The sequence below is a fragment of the Halovenus rubra genome (assembly GCF_026586665.1).
Lineage (GTDB): Archaea > Halobacteriota > Halobacteria > Halobacteriales > Haloarculaceae > Halovenus > Halovenus rubra.
This window is the reverse complement of sequence record NZ_JAODIY010000010.1, coordinates 135,350-153,358: the sequence shown is the minus strand read 5'-3', so window position 1 is coordinate 153,358 and position 18,009 is coordinate 135,350. Positions and strand designations below refer to the sequence as shown.

Annotated in this window: 17 protein-coding genes; 12 read left to right on the top strand and 5 right to left on the bottom strand. The window is 57.0% G+C overall.

Translation table 11 applies throughout. The features are described from left to right. Positions 1-58: 58 nt before the first annotated feature. Both N5098_RS09995 and N5098_RS09990 read left to right on the top strand, forming a co-directional pair. Positions 59-1,510: an APC family permease gene (locus N5098_RS09995; RefSeq protein ID WP_267637726.1), complete on the top strand. Its 1,452-nt coding sequence runs from the start codon at positions 59-61 to the stop codon at positions 1,508-1,510. 2 nt (positions 1,511-1,512) lie between these two features. Further along, a complete protein-coding gene (locus N5098_RS09990; protein WP_267637725.1) occupies positions 1,513-2,166 on the top strand; it encodes a potassium channel family protein in 654 nt (217 codons plus the stop codon). Between the two features lie 6 nt (positions 2,167-2,172). Here N5098_RS09990 and N5098_RS09985 read toward each other — a convergent pair whose 3' ends face one another. Further along, the gene (locus N5098_RS09985; RefSeq protein WP_267637724.1) at positions 2,173-3,798 is read right to left on the bottom strand and encodes an AMP-binding protein; all 1,626 of its coding nucleotides are present in this window, start codon (positions 3,796-3,798) and stop codon (positions 2,173-2,175) included. A gap of 69 nt (positions 3,799-3,867) precedes the next feature. Here N5098_RS09985 and N5098_RS09980 point away from each other — a divergent pair, with 69 nt between their 5' ends. From N5098_RS09980 to N5098_RS09955, 6 genes are all read left to right on the top strand, one after another. After that, positions 3,868-4,611 (top strand): helix-turn-helix domain-containing protein, encoded by a 744-nt coding sequence (locus N5098_RS09980; RefSeq protein WP_267637723.1) that lies wholly within the window; start codon positions 3,868-3,870, stop codon positions 4,609-4,611. A 211-nt stretch (positions 4,612-4,822) separates the two neighbouring features. Further along, on the top strand, positions 4,823-6,304 hold the full coding sequence (locus N5098_RS09975) for an ABC transporter substrate-binding protein (RefSeq protein ID WP_267637722.1): 1,482 nt from the start codon (positions 4,823-4,825) through the stop codon (positions 6,302-6,304). A 3-nt stretch (positions 6,305-6,307) separates the two neighbouring features. After that, positions 6,308-7,087, top strand: coding sequence for an ABC transporter ATP-binding protein (locus tag N5098_RS09970; RefSeq protein WP_267637721.1), 780 nt, complete (start codon positions 6,308-6,310; stop codon positions 7,085-7,087). Further along, positions 7,084-7,782, top strand: a complete 699-nt coding sequence (locus tag N5098_RS09965; RefSeq protein WP_267637720.1) for an ABC transporter ATP-binding protein — start codon at positions 7,084-7,086, stop codon at positions 7,780-7,782. Before N5098_RS09970 ends, N5098_RS09965 begins: the two co-directional genes overlap by 4 nt. Continuing rightward, positions 7,779-8,861: a branched-chain amino acid ABC transporter permease gene (locus N5098_RS09960; protein WP_267637719.1), complete on the top strand. Its 1,083-nt coding sequence runs from the start codon at positions 7,779-7,781 to the stop codon at positions 8,859-8,861. The genes N5098_RS09965 and N5098_RS09960 overlap by 4 nt, the downstream gene beginning before the upstream one ends. Next, positions 8,858-10,189, top strand: coding sequence for a branched-chain amino acid ABC transporter permease (locus N5098_RS09955; protein ID WP_267637718.1), 1,332 nt, complete (start codon positions 8,858-8,860; stop codon positions 10,187-10,189). The genes N5098_RS09960 and N5098_RS09955 overlap by 4 nt, the downstream gene beginning before the upstream one ends. On the opposite strand, the gene N5098_RS09950 is transcribed toward N5098_RS09955, so the two are convergent. Then, on the bottom strand, positions 10,190-11,182 hold the full coding sequence (locus tag N5098_RS09950; protein ID WP_267637717.1) for an alpha/beta fold hydrolase: 993 nt from the start codon (positions 11,180-11,182) through the stop codon (positions 10,190-10,192). It abuts the gene before it with no gap. Between the two features lie 83 nt (positions 11,183-11,265). Between N5098_RS09950 and N5098_RS09945 the strand changes: the two genes are divergently transcribed. Beyond that, on the top strand, positions 11,266-11,838 hold the full coding sequence (locus N5098_RS09945; RefSeq protein WP_267637716.1) for an NUDIX hydrolase: 573 nt from the start codon (positions 11,266-11,268) through the stop codon (positions 11,836-11,838). Between the two features lie 41 nt (positions 11,839-11,879). Here the strand turns inward: N5098_RS09945 and N5098_RS09940 are convergent, their stop codons facing one another. Together N5098_RS09940 and N5098_RS09935 are read right to left on the bottom strand one after the other, a co-directional pair. Beyond that, positions 11,880-12,671 (bottom strand): DUF7260 family protein, encoded by a 792-nt coding sequence (locus N5098_RS09940; protein ID WP_267637715.1) that lies wholly within the window; start codon positions 12,669-12,671, stop codon positions 11,880-11,882. Beyond that, complete coding sequence (locus tag N5098_RS09935; RefSeq protein ID WP_267637714.1) at positions 12,668-13,000, bottom strand: DUF7552 domain-containing protein; 333 nt, start codon at positions 12,998-13,000, stop codon at positions 12,668-12,670. The genes N5098_RS09940 and N5098_RS09935 overlap by 4 nt, the downstream gene beginning before the upstream one ends. 171 nt (positions 13,001-13,171) lie before the next feature. Here N5098_RS09935 and N5098_RS09930 point away from each other — a divergent pair, with 171 nt between their 5' ends. Further along, positions 13,172-14,401 carry a tripartite tricarboxylate transporter permease gene (locus N5098_RS09930; RefSeq protein ID WP_382230892.1) on the top strand — a complete coding sequence of 410 codons (1,230 nt, stop codon included), beginning with the start codon at positions 13,172-13,174 and terminating at the stop codon, positions 14,399-14,401. A 21-nt stretch (positions 14,402-14,422) separates the two neighbouring features. Here N5098_RS09930 and N5098_RS09925 read toward each other — a convergent pair whose 3' ends face one another. Next, the gene (locus N5098_RS09925) at positions 14,423-15,910 is read right to left on the bottom strand and encodes a hypothetical protein (RefSeq protein WP_267637713.1); all 1,488 of its coding nucleotides are present in this window, start codon (positions 15,908-15,910) and stop codon (positions 14,423-14,425) included. An 88-nt stretch (positions 15,911-15,998) separates the two neighbouring features. On the opposite strand from N5098_RS09925, the gene N5098_RS09920 reads away from it, so the two are divergent. Both N5098_RS09920 and N5098_RS09915 read left to right on the top strand, forming a co-directional pair. Continuing rightward, complete coding sequence (locus N5098_RS09920; protein ID WP_267637712.1) at positions 15,999-16,709, top strand: ABC transporter ATP-binding protein; 711 nt, start codon at positions 15,999-16,001, stop codon at positions 16,707-16,709. Beyond that, positions 16,706-17,968 (top strand): ABC transporter permease, encoded by a 1,263-nt coding sequence (locus N5098_RS09915; RefSeq protein WP_267637711.1) that lies wholly within the window; start codon positions 16,706-16,708, stop codon positions 17,966-17,968. The genes N5098_RS09920 and N5098_RS09915 overlap by 4 nt, the downstream gene beginning before the upstream one ends. Positions 17,969-18,009: the final 41 nt, after the last annotated feature.

The following is an 18,009-nucleotide window of genomic DNA, read 5'->3' as shown; positions in this document are numbered from 1 at the left end:
GGACGGGACGATATATGCAGTGTACGGCATCTATGTGTCTCGGAAACAATAAAAAGCGATGACAAACGAGAACCGTTCGCCACAGGCAGAGCTTGGTTTGCTCGACGCGACAATGATTGGGATGGGGGCAATGATTGGCGCAGGAATCTTCGTACTGACCGGCTTGGCGGCCGAACTCGCTGGCCCGGCAGCAATTCTTGTCTTTGCGCTGAATGGTGTCGTCACCGCGTTTACGGGTCTTTCGTACGCTGAACTCGCTGCTTCGATTCCGAAGAGTGGCGGCGGGTACGCATTCGTCCGAGAGATATTTGACGACCTTTCCTCGTTTATAATGGGCTGGATGTTATGGTTTGCTTATATGATTGCCGGGGCACTGTACGCCCTTGGATTCGCACCGAACTTTCTTGAGTTGTTACACGTGTATGGCGTGGTCGCTCCACCGGACGAAGTGAGTGCGATTGCAGTGCCGTTGGTCGACGTTGCAGTGCCTCCTGCTTTCCTGCTGGCCTTTATCGCAGTGCTTGGGCTAGTGGCGCTTAATGCCGTCTCGACAGCCGCAAGTGGGAGCATCGAGACGATTTTCACTATCATCAAGGTCGGCATCCTGCTGGTGTTTGTCGCCTTCGGAGCTACGTCGTCGATGTTTTCGGGAGCTGAGTTCCAGCCATTATTCCCTGAAGAAAAAGGCGCAGCAGCTGTCTTGCCGGCAATGGGGCTTACTTTCATTGCCTTCGAAGGATACGACCTTATCACGACGGTCACCGAGGAGGTCAAGAACCCACGAGAGAACATTCCAAAGGCGATTTTCATCAGTCTCGCGGCGACCGTGGTTGTCTACCTCTCGGTCGTGATTGTTGCTGTCGGGACACTCGGCGCACAAGGGCTGGCCGACGCTGGCGAGGCTGGTATCGCTACAGCCGCGACAGAATTCATGCCAACGGGGCTACCTGTCATCCAGAACGGCGGTGCACTCATCGTCTTCGGCGCGGTGTTCTCGACACTAACTGCACTGAACGCGGTCGTCATCGCTTCTTCACGAGTCGCGTTCTCGATGGGGCGGGAAGGACAGTTGCTCCCGTCCTTTGGCCAACTTCACCACCGCTACGGCACGCCGTTTGTCGCCATTCTGGCGAGTGCGGTTGTCATGCTTGGTTCGGTCGCATTGCCGACCCAGAGCGCTGGCAACATGTCGAGCCTGTTTTTCTTGCTCTCGTTTATTATCGTCAACGTGGCGGTCATCCGCCTCCGTCGCGAACGGCCAGCGATGAACCGGCCATACAAGATGCCATTTTACCCAGTGCCGCCGCTTATCGGAATCGCGCTTAACCTGCTTTTGACCGGCGTACTCATCGAATACCTGCTCCGAACAGACCCGCTTGCGCTCGGACTCAGCGCGGGCTGGATACTGCTTGGTGGAGTCGCATACGTCGGGTTGAACCGCATGCGGACGCCGACAGAGCCGGCAACGCCGGATACGGATACGGAACCCACGATAAAAATCGAGGACTAACAATGACAAACGATTACAACGTAATCATCGCGGGCGGCGGGCGTGTCGGTTTCCAGACAGCCGAGATACTCGTCGACCGCGGACACGATGTGACGATAATCGAACGCGACAAAGAGACCGTCTCTGAGATCGCCGAAGAGTGGATGGCGACAATTATCCACGGTGACGCGACGGACCCCGACATAATCGAACAGGCACGCATCGAACGAGCCGATGTCATCGCCGGTCTCACCGGGCAAACGGAGGTAAACATGAGTGTCTGTCGGGCCGGCTCCGAACTCACCTCCGACATCCGGACGGTCGCACGTATCGATCATGCCATTGGGCGCGGCCGCTCCAATCTTGTTGATGCCGTTCTCTTCCCCGAACGAGCAGGGGCGCGAGTGGCAGCAAACGAGATTATCGGAAGCGACGTCCAGACGCTTGCTGACCTAACAGGAAACCTCGACATCCTGCTGGTCCGTGTTGCGGAGGGAGCACCAGCCGCCGGGAAACAACTCGATGAAGTCAGATTTCCCGACGGCACGCTCATTGTCTCTGACGACGATGGCCAACAGATTGCCGGCTCAGATACGACGCTAACAGCTGATACCCAGTATGTCGTGGCAGTCGAACCAGCTGTCGTCGAGGAAGTGATGAACTTGATGCGAGGCTAGTGTAGCTTACGATGAGTCGCCGTACGCAGATTCGATGGCTTGTCGGTCAATTTTCGACGGACCGCTTGTCGGCATCGAATCGATAACAACCAGATGGTGTGGTCGCTTGAACCCAGCGAGCTTTCCGTCGAGGAAAGTGTCTAGTTCGTCTAGCGTCAGGGACTCTTTGCCTTCAACGACGGCTTTACCCACTTCGCCCCACTGTTCATCAGGGACCGGTATGACAATGACCTCATCGACTTTCGGGTGGTCGGCGATGGCGTCTTCGATTGCAGGTGGATAGACGTTCTCGCCGCCGGAGACGAACATGTTCTTTTTGCGGCCCTCGATATAATAATACCCGTCCGCGTCGACACGGGCGAGGTCACCCGTCGACACCCACGCTTCGCCGTCGCCATTCGAGTCATCCTTGTTCGTGGGGCCGAAGGTCTCAGCTGTCGCTTCTTCATTGTTCCAGTATCGGTTTGTGGCGTGGGGGCTGGCGAGTTCGAGCTCGCCAACTTCTTTGACCGGAAGTTCTGTTCCGTCATCGTCGACCACGCGGGCATCGACGTACAGCCCGGGGGTGCCGATGCTCGCGGTCTTTTCCTGTGGGAATCCCTCAGGCATGGCAAAGTTGTTCGGGCCACACTCGGTCAGGCCGTATCCCTGTGTGAGCGAGAGGCCACGCTCGTTCCATGCCTTGATGATACTGTCACGGCACGGACCACCGCCACTTTTGACGAACCGTAGCGAGGAGAGAGTCGTCGACTCCCAGTCGTCGTCTTGGACCATAAATCGCAGCACTGCCGGCACCGACACAAGCACCGTTGCACCCCATTGTTCAACAAGTGAGAGAACTGTCGTCGGTTCGATATCGCGAGAGATAATAACTGTTCCACCGAGGTGAAAAAGCGGAATCGTGAGAACGTTCCACCCGCCAGTATGAAAGAACGGAAACAGCATCGGCGTCACATCGTCTGGACGCAATCCCCACGAAATGATGGTGTTGAACGCGTTCCAGGCGATAGAGCCGTGAGTCTGGACGACCTGCTTGGGCAGACCGGTCGAACCGCCTGTGTGCAAGAAGAGATGTGGGTCAGAGAGTGCAATATCGGCGGTCTCGACCGCTGAGCCATCTGTTGGCAGGACCTCCTCGTAGCGGTGCCATGTGGACCCCTCGGGGCCAGAGCCAAACTCATGGTCGGTTTCCGGGCCAGTGAGGCCGAGAAGCGGAGGTATCTCGTGTGAAAACTCGTCGTGGTCGAGCGCGTCCCGCAACTCTGTGGCGAAGGGGGCTTCGACGACCAACAGGGCAGGGTCGATGTCGTCGAGCATGAGTGCAAGCTCACGCGGTGCGAGCCGGTGAGAAAGCGGTGCAAGTACCGCTCCGAGCTTTGCAGTAGCGAAATAACAGTCGACCACCGCTGGCCGGTTACGGGAGACGACAGCTACTCTGTCGCCGTCGTCGACACCGCGCTTCCGGAGGAGTCGGGCGGTCCGGTTGGCTCGCCTATCGAGGTCAGCATACGTGTACTCCGTGTTGGTGTCGGCGTCGACCAACGCCGTCCGTTCGGGCGTCAGCGTCGCTCGCTTTTCGCTCAGCGCGCCCACCCACCGATACGGACGGGCCCCGTGTTCGTGGACTGTCATCGCTCAGCCGTTCTCAGAGCAAGCATTTAATATTGCAGGTGGCGCAGAATATACAAGGAGGTATGGTATATGATAGACATTTCCATGGAAATGGAACAACACGACTGCCCGTTTATTGACACGACCCTGGACCACGATGTGTCGTTTTCGGCCGTGCAATGGGAGTTTGATGTGTCTAACCACGAACTGGAGACACGAATGGTCGTCCAGGGAGCAAGTCGGTCGGCGCTCAATAACGGGATGACTGCGCTCCGTGAACACTCGAACATGTACAATTACCAGCTTCGAAAGCGCTGGGACGACACCGCGCAGATTCGCACGGTCATCCACGAGACTGATGCGATGGACCGCATCCGGTCCCATGACGGATTCATCACTGGTCCATTCTACATTGAGGACGGCTCCGAACTGTGGCACGTTGGATTCGACTCTGCCGGTGTCGCCGACAAAGCGCTCTCGGAACTTGACCACAACAACGAGTTTGATGTAATGTCTCGCGATGAACATGGCGGGCCGCTGGTTCAGGAGACAGTGACGAATGTTAACGCTGGACTCGAACTGGTTGATGCCTGCCGTGACCTCACGGAGGTCGAACGAGAGGCGCTGAAAGCGGCGGTTGACCAGGGGTATTTCGAGTCACCGCGGGGAACAACGCTAAACGAACTCGCCGAGCAATTCGATATCTCGGCCCCTGCCTTCTCGAAGAACCTCCGCCGTGGCCAGCAGAAAGTGACCCGTCACGTCGTCCAGACGCTCGAATCACTTTCCGAGTCGGATACAGATGGACTTGATGACGGACCGTTCGGCAAATAACCTGCCTGTTCGGTCTGTGAGTCGTCGTCCGATGACTCTGGTCGGGGCCAGTTGTTTTTCTTTTGTCTTGTCGCCACAAAACAGTAACTCCGATCATCATTTGAGTCACTGAGCGATTGGTTGGCAAAACCCGGTGACGGGAGCGAGGTTATACAGTGATGTTAACATATAAACTTGATACTTTATGTGTACAGGCGTGTGAATTGTTTGCATGGATCTTGAGAAACTGTCACGCCGACGTGTACTCGGCGCACTTGGCGCATCAGGTACCATTGCACTTGCAGGTTGTACAGGAGATGATGATGGTGGCGACGGTGATGATGGCAGCAGTGACGGGACGGATAGTTCCGACGGCAGTGACGGTGAGGATGGGTCAGATGGAGGCGATGGGTCAGATGGAGGAAACGGGTCAGATGGAGGCGATAGCACGTCCGAAGACCTTTCGGGAACCCTTCGAATTGGTGTGTTACAAGACTTCTCCGGGCAACTGGCGATATACGGTGCACAGGGATCAGCCGGATTCTACAGCGGCCTCGCACACAAGGCCGACGACGACCCATTGCCGGCCGACGCGGTTGATGCGGGAGATTACAGCTACCCAGTCGGCGATATCGATGTCGAAATTCGTGCCCGTGACACCCAGTTCGCTCCGACACAGGCACAGCAACTCGCTGAGGAACTGGTCACACAAGACGATGTCGACATGCTGTACGGCGTCGGGAACTCCGGCGGCGCAATCTCGGTCATCAACAGCGTTGTCGACCAGGCTGAAGTGCCCTTTATCGCTGGGCCAGCCGCCTCAGCTGAGATTACAGCCGGTGAGGGAACATGCCGAGACTTGGTATTTCGTGCCAACGAGAATACGGCGATGGATGCCCGGAGTGGTGGCGTCTACATCGCTGACCAGACTGACGTCGAACAGATTGCACTGTTTGGTGCTGACGACGCCTTCGGCCAGTCCGTCGTTGACAACTACCGAACTGTCCTCGAGAACCGCGGTGTCACCATCGCTGAGGAGCGCGCTGTCCCGGAGGACCTCGACCAACCCGAATGGACCGGCCTGCTCGACGAAGCCCAGAATGCCGGCGCAGAGGCGATTGTCGGTGGATTCACGGCCGCCGGTCTGTCTGGATTTTTCTCCTCGTTCCTCGCTGGCGACTACGACTTCCAGATGTTCGGTGGGTTCGCCTCTCGACTAACCTTAGGCGTCGTAGGGAACGCCCTGCAAGGGGCACTTGATGACTTCAGCAATGAGGCACTACAGGAAGCAAACTTTGGCCCGTTCACGACACGGTACCACTGGAACCAGTACGACAACGCAATTAACGACCAGTTCGTGGACAGTCACTCAAACACCTATGGTGTCGTTCCGGACCTGTTCACCAGCGGTGCGTTCACCGCCGCCTCGGCAGTTGTTCAGGCGATGAACGAACAAGGCGAAGTCAGTGCTGACGCCGTCGTGGAGGGAATGAGCGGAATGACAGTCACCGACACACCGAAAGGTGAGAACGGCTACACATTCCAAGAGTACAACAACCAGGCACGCTCGGAGATGACTGTCGCGCCCGTCACAGTCACGCCGGATAGTCAGGAAAACTGGCCGGCGGCTATCATGCCCGGAGAACCCCTAAACCGGGTCTCACAAGACGATGTAACGATTCCTGCTGAGGACGTGAACTGCGACCTATCGTAAGCAATGCTCCGGACGACGGCTCTTACGAAACGATTTGGTGGCCTCACGGCCGTCGATAGTGTCGACTTTACACTCGACGACCGCCTCACGTCGCTTATCGGCCCAAACGGGGCCGGCAAGACAACGTTTTTTAACCTTCTAACTGGCGCACTCGAACCCAGCGAGGGCAGCATTGAACTCGAACGCTCCGAGGAGTGGGTCGACGTTACCGACCACACTACCTTCGAGACTGCACAGTTTGGCGTCCACCGTTCGTATCAGATAACAAATATTTTCCCGACAAGCTCTGTTTTGGAAAACGTCCGTATCGCACAGCAGGCCCACAGCGACGACTCTTGGCAGTTCTGGCGGAACGTCAACGCTTTCGACGAACACTACGAGCGGGCACACGAGATTCTGGAGCGAGTGGGGCTTGATCGAAAAGCCACGGAGCCGGCCGAAAACCTCAGCCACGGCGAAAAACGCCAGCTCGAAGTCGGTATTGCCCTTGCTGGCGACCCAGATGTGTTGTTGCTCGATGAGCCAAACGCTGGCGTCTCAACTGAGGATGTCGACGATATCCGAGGGATTATCGAGGATGTCGCCACCGACCACGCGGTGTTGTTGGTCGAACACAATATGGACCTCGTGATGGATGTCTCAGACCGGATTGTCGTCCTCAATCAGGGCGAGATTATCGCTGACGGCAAGCCAGAGACCATCCGGGGTGACCCAGAAGTTCAGGATGCGTATCTCGGTGGCTACGAGCCGGGCGACTTAGAGCGCACGGAGGGAGTTGCATGACGCTTCTTGAACTCGATGGGGTCCACACCTACTACGGCGAGAGTCACATTCTCCAGGGTGTCGACCTGACAGTCGAGAAAGGAGAGGTCGTCGCCTTGCTCGGTCGAAACGGCGTTGGAAAGACAACAACGTTCCGCTCGATTCTCCAGTTAACGCCGCCACAAGAGGGGTCTATCCGGTTCCGTGAGGAGGAACTCACCGGCAAGGATACCTACGAGGTGGCGGATGCTGGTATCGGCTGGATTCCCGAGGACCGTCGGATGTTCAGTCGGCTGAGCGTTGAGGAGAATATCAGAGCAGCAGTCCCCAACAACGCCAGCATGTCTGATGCCCTTGAGTTGGCCTACGAGACGTTCCCGGTTCTCGCTGAGCGAGCCGACCAGCGAGCAGGAGACCTCTCAGGCGGCCAACAGCAGATGCTCGCTATTGCTCGTGGCCTCGTCGGCGGCAACGATATCTTACTCGTCGACGAGCCCAGTGAAGGATTGGCTCCAAAAATCGTCACAGATGTCGGTGAGGCACTGCTTTCGGCGGCTGAATCGGTTCCCATCTTGCTCGTCGAACAGAAACTGGGTCTCGCGCTTGACCTTGCCGACCGGTTTTACGTGATGGATCACGGAACTATCGTCGATTCGGGTGAGACAAGTGAGGTTGGCGTCGATGATGAACGCCTCAGGAGGTATCTCTCGGCATGACGGCACTCACGACAGCAGCGCTCGGATCCGTCGAAGCATCATTGGCGGCTGGCGTGAGCGGTGTCCCACTTGCAGTCGGCGACATCAGCAACCTGTTTACCTCACCAACGGAACTTGCAAGCGTCTTCATTGAGGGGCTGGCAAAAGCCAGCCTCTACTTGATGATTGCTAGCGGACTGACGCTCACCTTCGGGCTGATGGACGTAATCAACTTTGCACACGGTGCGTTCACGATGTACGGCGCCTACATCGCCGGTACAGCGGTACTTACGGTCGGTGTCGGGTCGATGGGCGCTGTTAGCTCGGTTGGTGTATTCGTCTTGCTTATCATCGGTGTGTTCGTGTTGCTCGCGTTGTTGGGGGTCGTCTTCGAGGTGGCACTCATCAGACGACTCTACGAGTACCCCCCGATTTACATGATACTGCTCACGTTTGGTATCTCGATTACGATGGAGGAACTCATGCGGATAATCGTGGATTACTGGAACGTCAACAGCGGTCGGGAGGCTGTCGGTTGGTCGATTCCACGTGAGGAGACTGTTCCCGAGGTGTTACAGGGAACATTCGATGTTGCTGGTATCAGCATCGGGGGGCTGCATCCGTTCCAGATTCTGCTGGGCGTGCTCACCGTGGCCGGCATCTGGTATTTTCTTAACGAGACGCGCTACGGTCTGTTCGTTCGCGCTGGCGTCGAGGACGACGAGATGGCCCGAGCTTTAGGAATTAATATCAAACGGACGTTCACTGTCGTGTTTGCCATCGGCTCCGGGCTTGCGGGAGCCGCTGGCGTGATGTTGATGTGGTCGCCACTCTGGCGAGTAAACGTTCCGCTCGCGCTTGGGGTGTTGCTGCCCGCTTTTGTCATCGTCATTGTCGGTGGGCTTGGCTCATTCAAGGGAACTGTCGTCGCCTCGGTGCTCGTGGGAATGCTCGATGCGCTAGCCACCTGGGCGTTTCAGGTCAAAGTGGTCACGTTCACCGACGTGGACCAACTGCTGATATTTGCCATCTTAGTTGTGATGCTCATCCTCCAGCCGCGCGGTCTATTCGGTGTCGAGGGACAAGGTGATCACGGATGAGTCCCGAATCCGCCCGTTCGCTGCCGGTCCCATCTTGGGCAGGACAGTACCTCCGCGACCATGCGCTCCATGCGCTCGTGGTGGCGTTTTTCATTCTTTACCCGTTCGCCTACGACCTGTTCGTTGGCCAATTCGGGCTGATTGCTGAGACCGTACTTCTCAGACCCCGAACAATGCTGACAGTGCTGTGGCTTGGGTTGTTTGCGATGTCGTTTGATTTCATCAGTGGCTACACGGGGTATCTCTCGTTCGGTCACGCTACCTTCTTTGGTATCGGTGCGTACTTTGTTGTCCTCGGGTACAACGGCCAACTACCGCTTCTTCCGGGTGAACTCCCCTTTATGACCTTGCTGGTGCTTGGTGGTGTCGTCGCGGCCGTTGCAGCGGTGCTGGTCGGCCTGATTGCGTTCCGACTGTCTGGCGTTTACTTTGCGATGATTACGCTTGGAGTCTCAGAAATTCTGTTTGTCGCGGCAGAGAACTTTGACTTTCTCACACCTGGCGGAAGCGACCCGTCCGATGGGGTGACACCCGGAACACCTTCTGGCATCGAGACGTTCACTCCAGAACTCGGTGTTCCCCTTGTTGACGCCTTGCAGGTGGAAATCGGCGCGTTCGGTGACACGTCACTTCTCGGAATCGATCTGGGTCCGATATTCAACGAAACGAGTGCTGCTATCGTCGTCTCCTACTTCGCGATTGGTGCGTTCGTGTTGGTCTCGTATCTCGCTATGCAGCGTATCATCCACTCCCCGTTCGGGCGCGTAATGATTGCTATCAGCGAGAACGAGGAACGTGCACAGGCTATCGGGTACAACACGTTCTGGTACAAGATGGGTGCGTTCGCAATCAGTGCGTTCTTCGGTGCAGTTGCTGGCGGCCTGCTTGTCGGCTATCAGGGCTTTATTGACCCCCAGAACAGTTTCTTCTTCCTCGTGACCGGGTTCGCACTGGTTGCGGCAATCATTGGCGGGCTGAAGACACTTGTTGGCCCACTGTTTGGGTATTTCTTCCTTGAATGGGTCGAAGAGTTCCTCGCACGTGAGGGGAGTGGTGGCGGTCTCCAACCGTTCCTCGAACAGAACCTGCCGGACAGTCTTCTTGATGCGACTATCAGCGGCGGACTGACAGTCAGCAAGGCTCTCGATTCGTTCATGACTGGCCACGGGGAGTTCTATGCGGGCATCATCTTCGTGCTGTTCGTCCTCTTTGTCCCCGTCGGTTTGCTCGGGACCCTTCGCCTTCGATTCGGGACACAGTCGCTCTCGAAGCATGTTTCTCACCGTCTTGGCGCGCTGGGAAGCGAAACCGAGGCTGACGACCAGTAACTACCCTTTGAGGAACTCCCGGACGCGTGTTTCTGTCTGTTTGTCTGGCTCTAGCCATGGCATATGTCCGTGGCCTGCCAACTTGTGGAACTCAGCATCTGACATCTGCTCGGCGACAGGACGGCCAACGTCAGGCGGCCAGAAAGCGTCTTCACTCCCCCAGATAAACGCAGTCGGACGCTCGATATCGACGATTTCCTCCCGGAGGTTAAAGATTGGGTGCATTCGGCCAAACGAGCCCTGCGCACTCTGGAGTGAGCGCAGACTCTTCGACCGCTCTGGCATCTCGCTACTCGCAGCCAGTAGCTTGTAAAACGTCTCGGAGACGCCAGAATCGTCGGCGACAAGAAGCTGTTCGGTCTGGTCGTGCGCGCTTTCGATTGGGTCGCCGAGGCTGTTGAGCCAGAACAGCAGTCGGTTCAGTCCGCGGACAGTTAGCAACCGAAACATGAGCGAAAACTCCTTTGAGATGCCGCCCGGCCCACCGACAAGACACAGTCGGTCGACGCAGTCGTTATCGATGGCGAGCAAAAACGCCTGTTGGCCGCCCAGTGAGTTGCCGACGACGTGTGGCTGTTCGATACCGAGTGTGTCGAACATGTCGAGCAAATAGTCGACCATGAACGCCCGGAGGTCCCGGCCACGGTAACTCGGGGCCACAGATAATCCACGGCCCGGCCTGTCTGGGATGTAGACTCGATACGTATCGGTAAGTGCTGGGACCATTTCGAGCCATGTCGCCGCTGTTGTCGAGACGCCGTGTAACAACACGACGGGCTTGCCCTCGGGGTTGCCGGCGACGAGATAATGGACTCGACCTGCAGTCTCGGTGTCGACGACCCGAGACTCGACAGCCACATCGTGGTGTGTGGCGTACTCAGCCTGTCGCTGTGCGTAACGCCGCTGTTCGCTGGTTGCCCAGTCGTTCGGTGAGCGTGTCCGCTGAGAATCGCCGTCTCTTGTCGACTGATTATGGCTGTTAACCTCTGACATAGATTCATATTACTGCTCGGATATAAAATTCGTGCTGGTCCGTTCCGAAGACGGTTTTACGGGGCTGGGCTATATGTCTTCCAATGAGTAATACGGGAGCGGACGAAAGCACCCACGAAAACGCAGGACAGGACGTTATCGCGGTCGACGGTGACGATAACAAACAGGAGATGGTCAACCGACTCGACGCACACACTGGTGAGGGCATCCGCCACCGTGCGTTTACCACGTTGTTGTTCGACGAGGGTGGAAATATCCTTTTAGCCCAACGAAGCCCTGATAAGCGTCTCTGGGACACTTATTGGGACGGAACCGTCGCTTCGCATCCAGTTGCCGGCCAGACACAGATCGAGGCTACAACAGAACGCCTCGAAGAGGAACTCGGGGTTACCGCCGAACAGTACGACGACCTACAGGTGACTGACCGCTTCGAGTACAAGCGATACTATCACGAGGAAGGTGTCGAACACGAGGTCTGTGCAGTGTTACAGGCGACACTTACTGACACACGCTTAGAACCCGACCCCGAAGAGGTCGGCGGTGTGATGTGGGTGCCCTACGAGCGCCTGTATCACCACCCCCGGTGGTACCGACAGCTTCGTCTTTGCCCTTGGTTTGAGATTGCGATGCGACGGGATTTCGAGAGTAGAACGTAATCTGACGACCGACTGTGGTGCTAAGTGGCGACCACGTGGCGTTAGACGCGCCGAACAAGGTGGTCACGTACTTCGCGCTGACTCGCTTGGCAACACGAGCACAACTGTGTGAGCGTAGACAACACCGGATACGAACTCGTGAACGAACTGTAGAGGTGTTCGGCAAGCGAAAGGTGGGTTACACCGATTTTTGCGTCGACTCCCGTCGACCCATGGAGGTGGCACTGGCGCTGTTCAAGACGGTTCTTGATGCGGTCCTGATAGCCTGCTAGTTCCTCGTGTTGGCTCTGTAACGCTCGAAAACTGAGCGAAAGGAGTGGTTCCTCGTCCGCAGCGAACTGCTCTACTACTGTGACCAGTTCCCGTGCCGATTCAACTGAGACTTCTTCAGCGTCGAGCGCATTACACATAGCTTCGATTTCGGTCCGTCGCTGTTGACTGGCGGCGAGGATGCCCTGCTTAACTCTCTTATCGTAACTTGTGTCAGTCGTCGGTGCCAGTGCCAGTGCTACCTCGTCGCCCAACTCGTGACGAACTGTCTCTAACACTGGCTCGTCGCCATCAACTGCCTCCGTACTGTGTGGTTTGACACGCTCGGCGAACACCTCACAAACTGATTGACAACGGTCAGTTCCACTGCCCGCAGCCCCCACCGCCTTTGAGACTGGGGTAACACCACCATCGGTCATCTGGCGTGGTGAACCACCGGTTGGAGCCGTCGAAAGCTGCCGGACCTCCTGTTCGAACTGATTGAACGCGGCCTGCAGGTTCCGGAGTAGTGTCCGTTCCTCGGCGACCCGCGACAGTGCCTTATCAACCAGCGTTGTCTTCATGCCAGTCCCTCCTGTTTCCCGGCGACTGACTCTTTGTGTCGACACTCCTTTTCCCCAGTCTCGTCCTCTTTGCGTGGCCACTCCTGATAGCCAGCCCGACAAACGACAATCTCGTACTGTGGGGCGCGCTCGTCGTAGCGTCGGAGCAGTGCACGGTACTGCTTGGTCGCTCTAGCACCAGCGCGTGCCTGCTCCTGTGAGTCGAACCGATAGCCCGCTGCTGGCACTGGCTCGTCCCCTGTCCGGGCACAGGCTAAATAGTACTCGCCCGACTCAGTCGCCAGTGAGTTAATGAAATCACGGATATTGCTCAAAGGTGTCGTCATCATTTAGGCTAACCTAAAAAGCGCAGTTGTTTATATTTTAGGTTACCTTAAATAACAGCATGACACACAACAAAAGCAGCGGTACCGTGGTTGTGAGGGGTAGTCTCTGATCTTTCTGTTCGTGTCTCAGTCCACACTGCTGTTTAAGACCGAAGACGCGACCAGTGAGCAAGGATGGGGGCAGACATCACAATCGGAGTCGCGCCGGAGGCAACAGTAATGACGTTACTGTTCGTTTTCGGCGGTATCGCGCTCGGAACAGTGAGCGGACTCGTCCCCGGCCTCCACGCGAACAATTTTGCGCTGTTGCTTGCCGGGTTTGCGCCCGCAGTTCCGGGTGACCCGCTCTGGGTCGGTGGGGCAATGTTGGCGGCGGGAGTCACACATACATTTCTTGATATCGTCCCCGCACTAGCCCTCGGTGTCCCTGACCCAGCGATGGCACCCACAGCACTACCGGGACACAAGCTGGTTTTGCAGGGAAGGGGTCGTGAAGCACTTCGTCTCTCCGCGGCTGGAAGCGTTCTTGCTGTCGCATTCGCGGTTCCGCTTGCGATTCCGGTCACCTTCGGGATGACACGATTGTACCCAACGATTGCTGCCCATCTCTCGATACTGCTTGGTGCTGTCTCATTGCTTCTCGTCATCACTGAACGAACGATGGTTGCCCGTCTTGGCGGAGGGCTCTCGCTTGGCTTTAGCGGTGCACTTGGTGCGCTCACTCTCGATATCCCGGCAGGTGGCGTCCTTCCAGCGGGTAACATGCTCGCACCGCTCTTTGCGGGCTTGTTTGGTGCACCTATCCTTATCGAAGCGGTGGGTGGTGAAGGCGTTCCGCCACAAGCTGACAGCCGGGTGACGACCTCACGGAGAGTTGTTCTTTGCGTTGGCTTTATCGGCACACTGTGTGGTGCGTTTGTCGGCTATCTCCCCGGTATCTCGGCAGCCATCGCGGCGGGTGCAGCGATGGTCGTCGTTCCTTACCGTGGCCCCCGCGCATTTGTCGTCGCCAGCAGCGGCGTTAGTACAGCTAATACTGTCTTTGCTCTGTTCGCTCTTATTGCTCTTGGAAACCCGCGGACTGGCGTCCTTGTTGCCATTGAGAGCACGAATGTTCCGCACAACCTTCCGATACTGCTTGGCAGTGTCGCTATTGCTGCTGCTGTTGGGTTCGTGCTTGTCCTCCAAGTTGGTGACTGGTATCTCAATATCGTCGGCTCGGTTGACAACGCTTGGCTCTCGGTGAGCGTGTTGCTCTTTCTCTGTGTGTTGGTAACTGCGTTTACAGGGCTGATTGGTTTCGCGGTTTTCGTTGTTGCTACTGTTGTCGGTCTGATTCCTGCTCGCTTCGGGTCGCGACGGATGACATTAATGGGGGTCTTACTGGTACCACTGGCGCTGTGAACGTGGCTGCCTCTACTCTCTTCAACCGACCGTTGCTTCGTAGCGAATCGCTTCAATTATCGAGCGTAATTTGCTCTCCGAGAACTCACCGACGACGGTCGTTGTCGTCTCACCGTTTGTCCAACTCCCGGCAATCCCTTCGTCGGTCTCCGTGATAACGACCTCATAGTCTCCGACGGTGCTGGTCTCAGTGTCGTTCCACTCGTCGTGAGCAGCAGTCGCCTGCGTTACCAGTAGTGACTGGTCACCGTCTGTATAGGAACCCAGCAGGGTGGAACCGTCAGTGTTGAACGAAGCGTTGACCGAAATCGACATCTCCGTTGTCACTGTCGTTCCGTGCTCGAACGTCCATGTATCGCCGGGAACTGCGACTTCGAACGAGGCGTCGGTACCGAACTCGCTTGCCTCGTCGGTCGTTGTCGCGTTGATGCGTGTAACCTCCGTTGTGCCAGGTGGTGCGAACGTGCTGTCTGCGGGAGAGACGTCGAACCGCGTTTCGAGTACGTCGACAGTGACTGTCACCTCGGCCGACGACTGTTCGAGTTTGTGTATCTCGTTTGAGTCAACGCCGGCCCACAGACGCGTTTCGTGGTCGTGTTCGGTCGACGTAATCAATAGCTCGTGTGTCTCTTCTCCGTCGACTGTTGGCGTACCGACAAGCTTGACCGTGCTGTTCGATTCGGAGCGGTTGTCGTCACTCACCATTGCAACAACCTCTGTCCGCACTTTTTCGATGCTGTTTGGCCACTCAGCCTCGGCCCATTCTTCGGGCACCTCACCGGCGTCGAACTCCGTGAGTGCGGCCTCGACTTTGCTCTCGTTAAACTCGATTGAGCCATTGAACTCCGTCCACTGCTCGGGCAGTGACACGGCGGCTGGCGCGTCAGCAGTCTCGGTGCGTGGGCGTGACTCGTTCTGGAGTACCTCGTTGACCTCGTCGCTCGCTGCGACCTCGGCGAGGGTTGCGTTCCCGGGTAGTTCGTCGAGGGCGTCCTGCCATTCGGCGGGAAGCTCGCCCTCGTCAATCTCTGACCGGAGTTCATCAACGGTATCATCTAAATTCACATCTTCGACCGGCAAGGCATTGAACGCCCCACGCCGTTCTGCCGTTCCAGTCCGGAGGGTAGCGCTTGCGGTGTCTTCGCCGGTTTTGGTGAGAACACCGGAGAGACCGGTTGCGGACTCGTAGGCCCATGCTGTCTCGTCGCTCGTCCCCAACATGAAGTACTGGTTCCCGCTGGACCCATTGAGTCGGAGCTGTCCGTCGTCCGTCGCCGCAACTGACACGTCAAACTGCTCGGTGCCGTTTTCACCCTCGACGGTAACGACCGTCTCTGCGGAGAGTGAGTCTGCAGTATTGTACGTATCTTGAATCTCTGTCAAGACTTCTTCTCCGGTCTTCTCGTCGTCAGCAAGAACGAAGCCGGATAGTGCGATAACCCCAACAGACGCAACTACAAAGGTAATCAACACAGCCACTTCCAGTCGGCCGCGGCCGTTTATATCCATTCAAACAGGTTACGGTCCTCAGTCAATTATACCCTTTGCCTTGTACAGTCAAAACATTCACGCTGCTGCCGCCCCTAGCCTGTGAGACATGGCTGAGTCATCGGAGTCGGGGGCCGTTGTCCGCGTACAAAATGTGACAAAGGAATACGAGCTAGGAGGGACAGTCACGGCATTGGATGACGTAACTCTTGAACTGCCCGAAAGCTCGTATACGGCGGTGATGGGTCCCAGCGGGTCGGGAAAAAGCACGCTCTTGAACCTTATCGGGGCACTCGACACGCCGACATCGGGTAATGTGACGGTCGATTCCCGAAATATCTCGACTCTCTCGGAGTCTGAACGAGCACAGCTTCGAGGGACACAGCTTGGCTTTATCTTCCAAACATTCAACCTGATGACCCGGCTGACTGCACTTGAAAACGCGACTCTCCCCCTCGTGTTTGCTGAGTGGGACCGAACGCAACGACAGACCCGCGCACAGGACCTCCTCGAAGGGGTTGGACTTGGCGACCGAATCCACCACCTTCCCAGAGAGTTGAGTGGCGGACAGCGACAGCGGGTCGCGATTGCGCGTGCACTCGCAACGGACCCGACGTTGATTCTAGCCGACGAGCCGACGGGGAACGTCGACACTGAGACTGGGAACGAAATCATGGAGTTGCTGGCCGAGACGAACAAGCGGGGTAACACAATCTTGCTCGTCACTCACGAACGGCGCATTGCCGAGCGAGCTGATCGCATCATCCACATGACCGACGGCACGATTACCCGAGTCGAAGAGACCGAGGCCACAGCATGAAGCTCCGTGACGGGCTCAGGATGGCAACGCGGTCACTGACCGGGCACCGGCTCCGGTCGGCGCTTACTGTTGTGGGTATCGTCATCGGCATTGCGACGGTCATCATCTTTGCCAGCTTTGGAACGAGCGTCCAGACGGATGTTGTCTCCGAGTTCGAGTCGACATCCGCCAGCGAGATCTTTGTTGTGACTGGAGATGTCGGAATTGGCGACGATGGCGGCTTTTTTGCCGGCTCGCTCGATAGCTTTGCGTTGCCTGCTGTAACGACATACGACATTGACCAACTCCGGAATATCGACGGTGTAGAATCTGTTCTGCCCCGTGGGTCTGTCGATATCACTGCGGTAAGTTACAGCGGACAGACTCTCGTTCTTGATAGCCTGACTGCGACGACACCTGCTGCGTTCACCGAGGAGGATATCGTCTCCGGGAGCGCCTTCAAATCTGGTGTCTCGGGAGAGGTTGTCCTCAGTGAGTCAGCGGTCGAGCGATTCGACGCAAACGTCACCGTCGGAGACACGATAACGGTCAACCGCGAAGACGGCAGTGAAACAGTCACAGTTGTTGGTATTGCCACACAGGCTCGCGGCGGGTTCGGCTCGTTTGGCGACTTCTCGCCGACAGTCTATGTTCCAACAGACCCCTATTATCAGGAATCCGGGCCGACTGCGACGTCAGCAAACCAAGGCGTTGACCAGCCAGCGTACCGGCAGGTCACACTGGTCGCACAGCCTGACGAAGTCTCGGATACGCGAAAGCGCGTCGAAACGTATCTCAACGAGTCGTCGGACGCGACCCAGGTGCTCGGTGATGTCGGTATCACAGTCCAGTCGACGGCTGACCTCGTCGACGGTATCGAGTCCGTGTTAACTGACATCATCCGGTTGGTGACTGGTATCGGCGTCCTTGCCCTGTTTGTCGGTGCGTTTGGTATCGCCAATATTATGCTTGTCAGTGTCACCGAGCGGACCAAAGAGATCGGTATCATGAAAGCAAACGGTGCCCGTAACCGCGAGGTTATGTTGCTGTTTCTGACCGAAGCTGTATTACTTGGTCTGGCTGGCGCGGTTGTCGGTGTTCCGCTCGGTCTCGCTGTTGGGTTTGGCGCATCGCTGTACGCGGAAGTCGGATTCACTGTCCCGTACATTTGGATTGCTATTGCGTCGGCGATGGGCCTTGTCACTGGTATCATCTCTGGACTGTACCCGGCTTGGCGGGCGGCACGTGTCGACCCAATCGACGCGCTTCGGTACGAGTGAGACAGTACGTTTCCGACCTGTGCTGTCACCACAGCACGGCT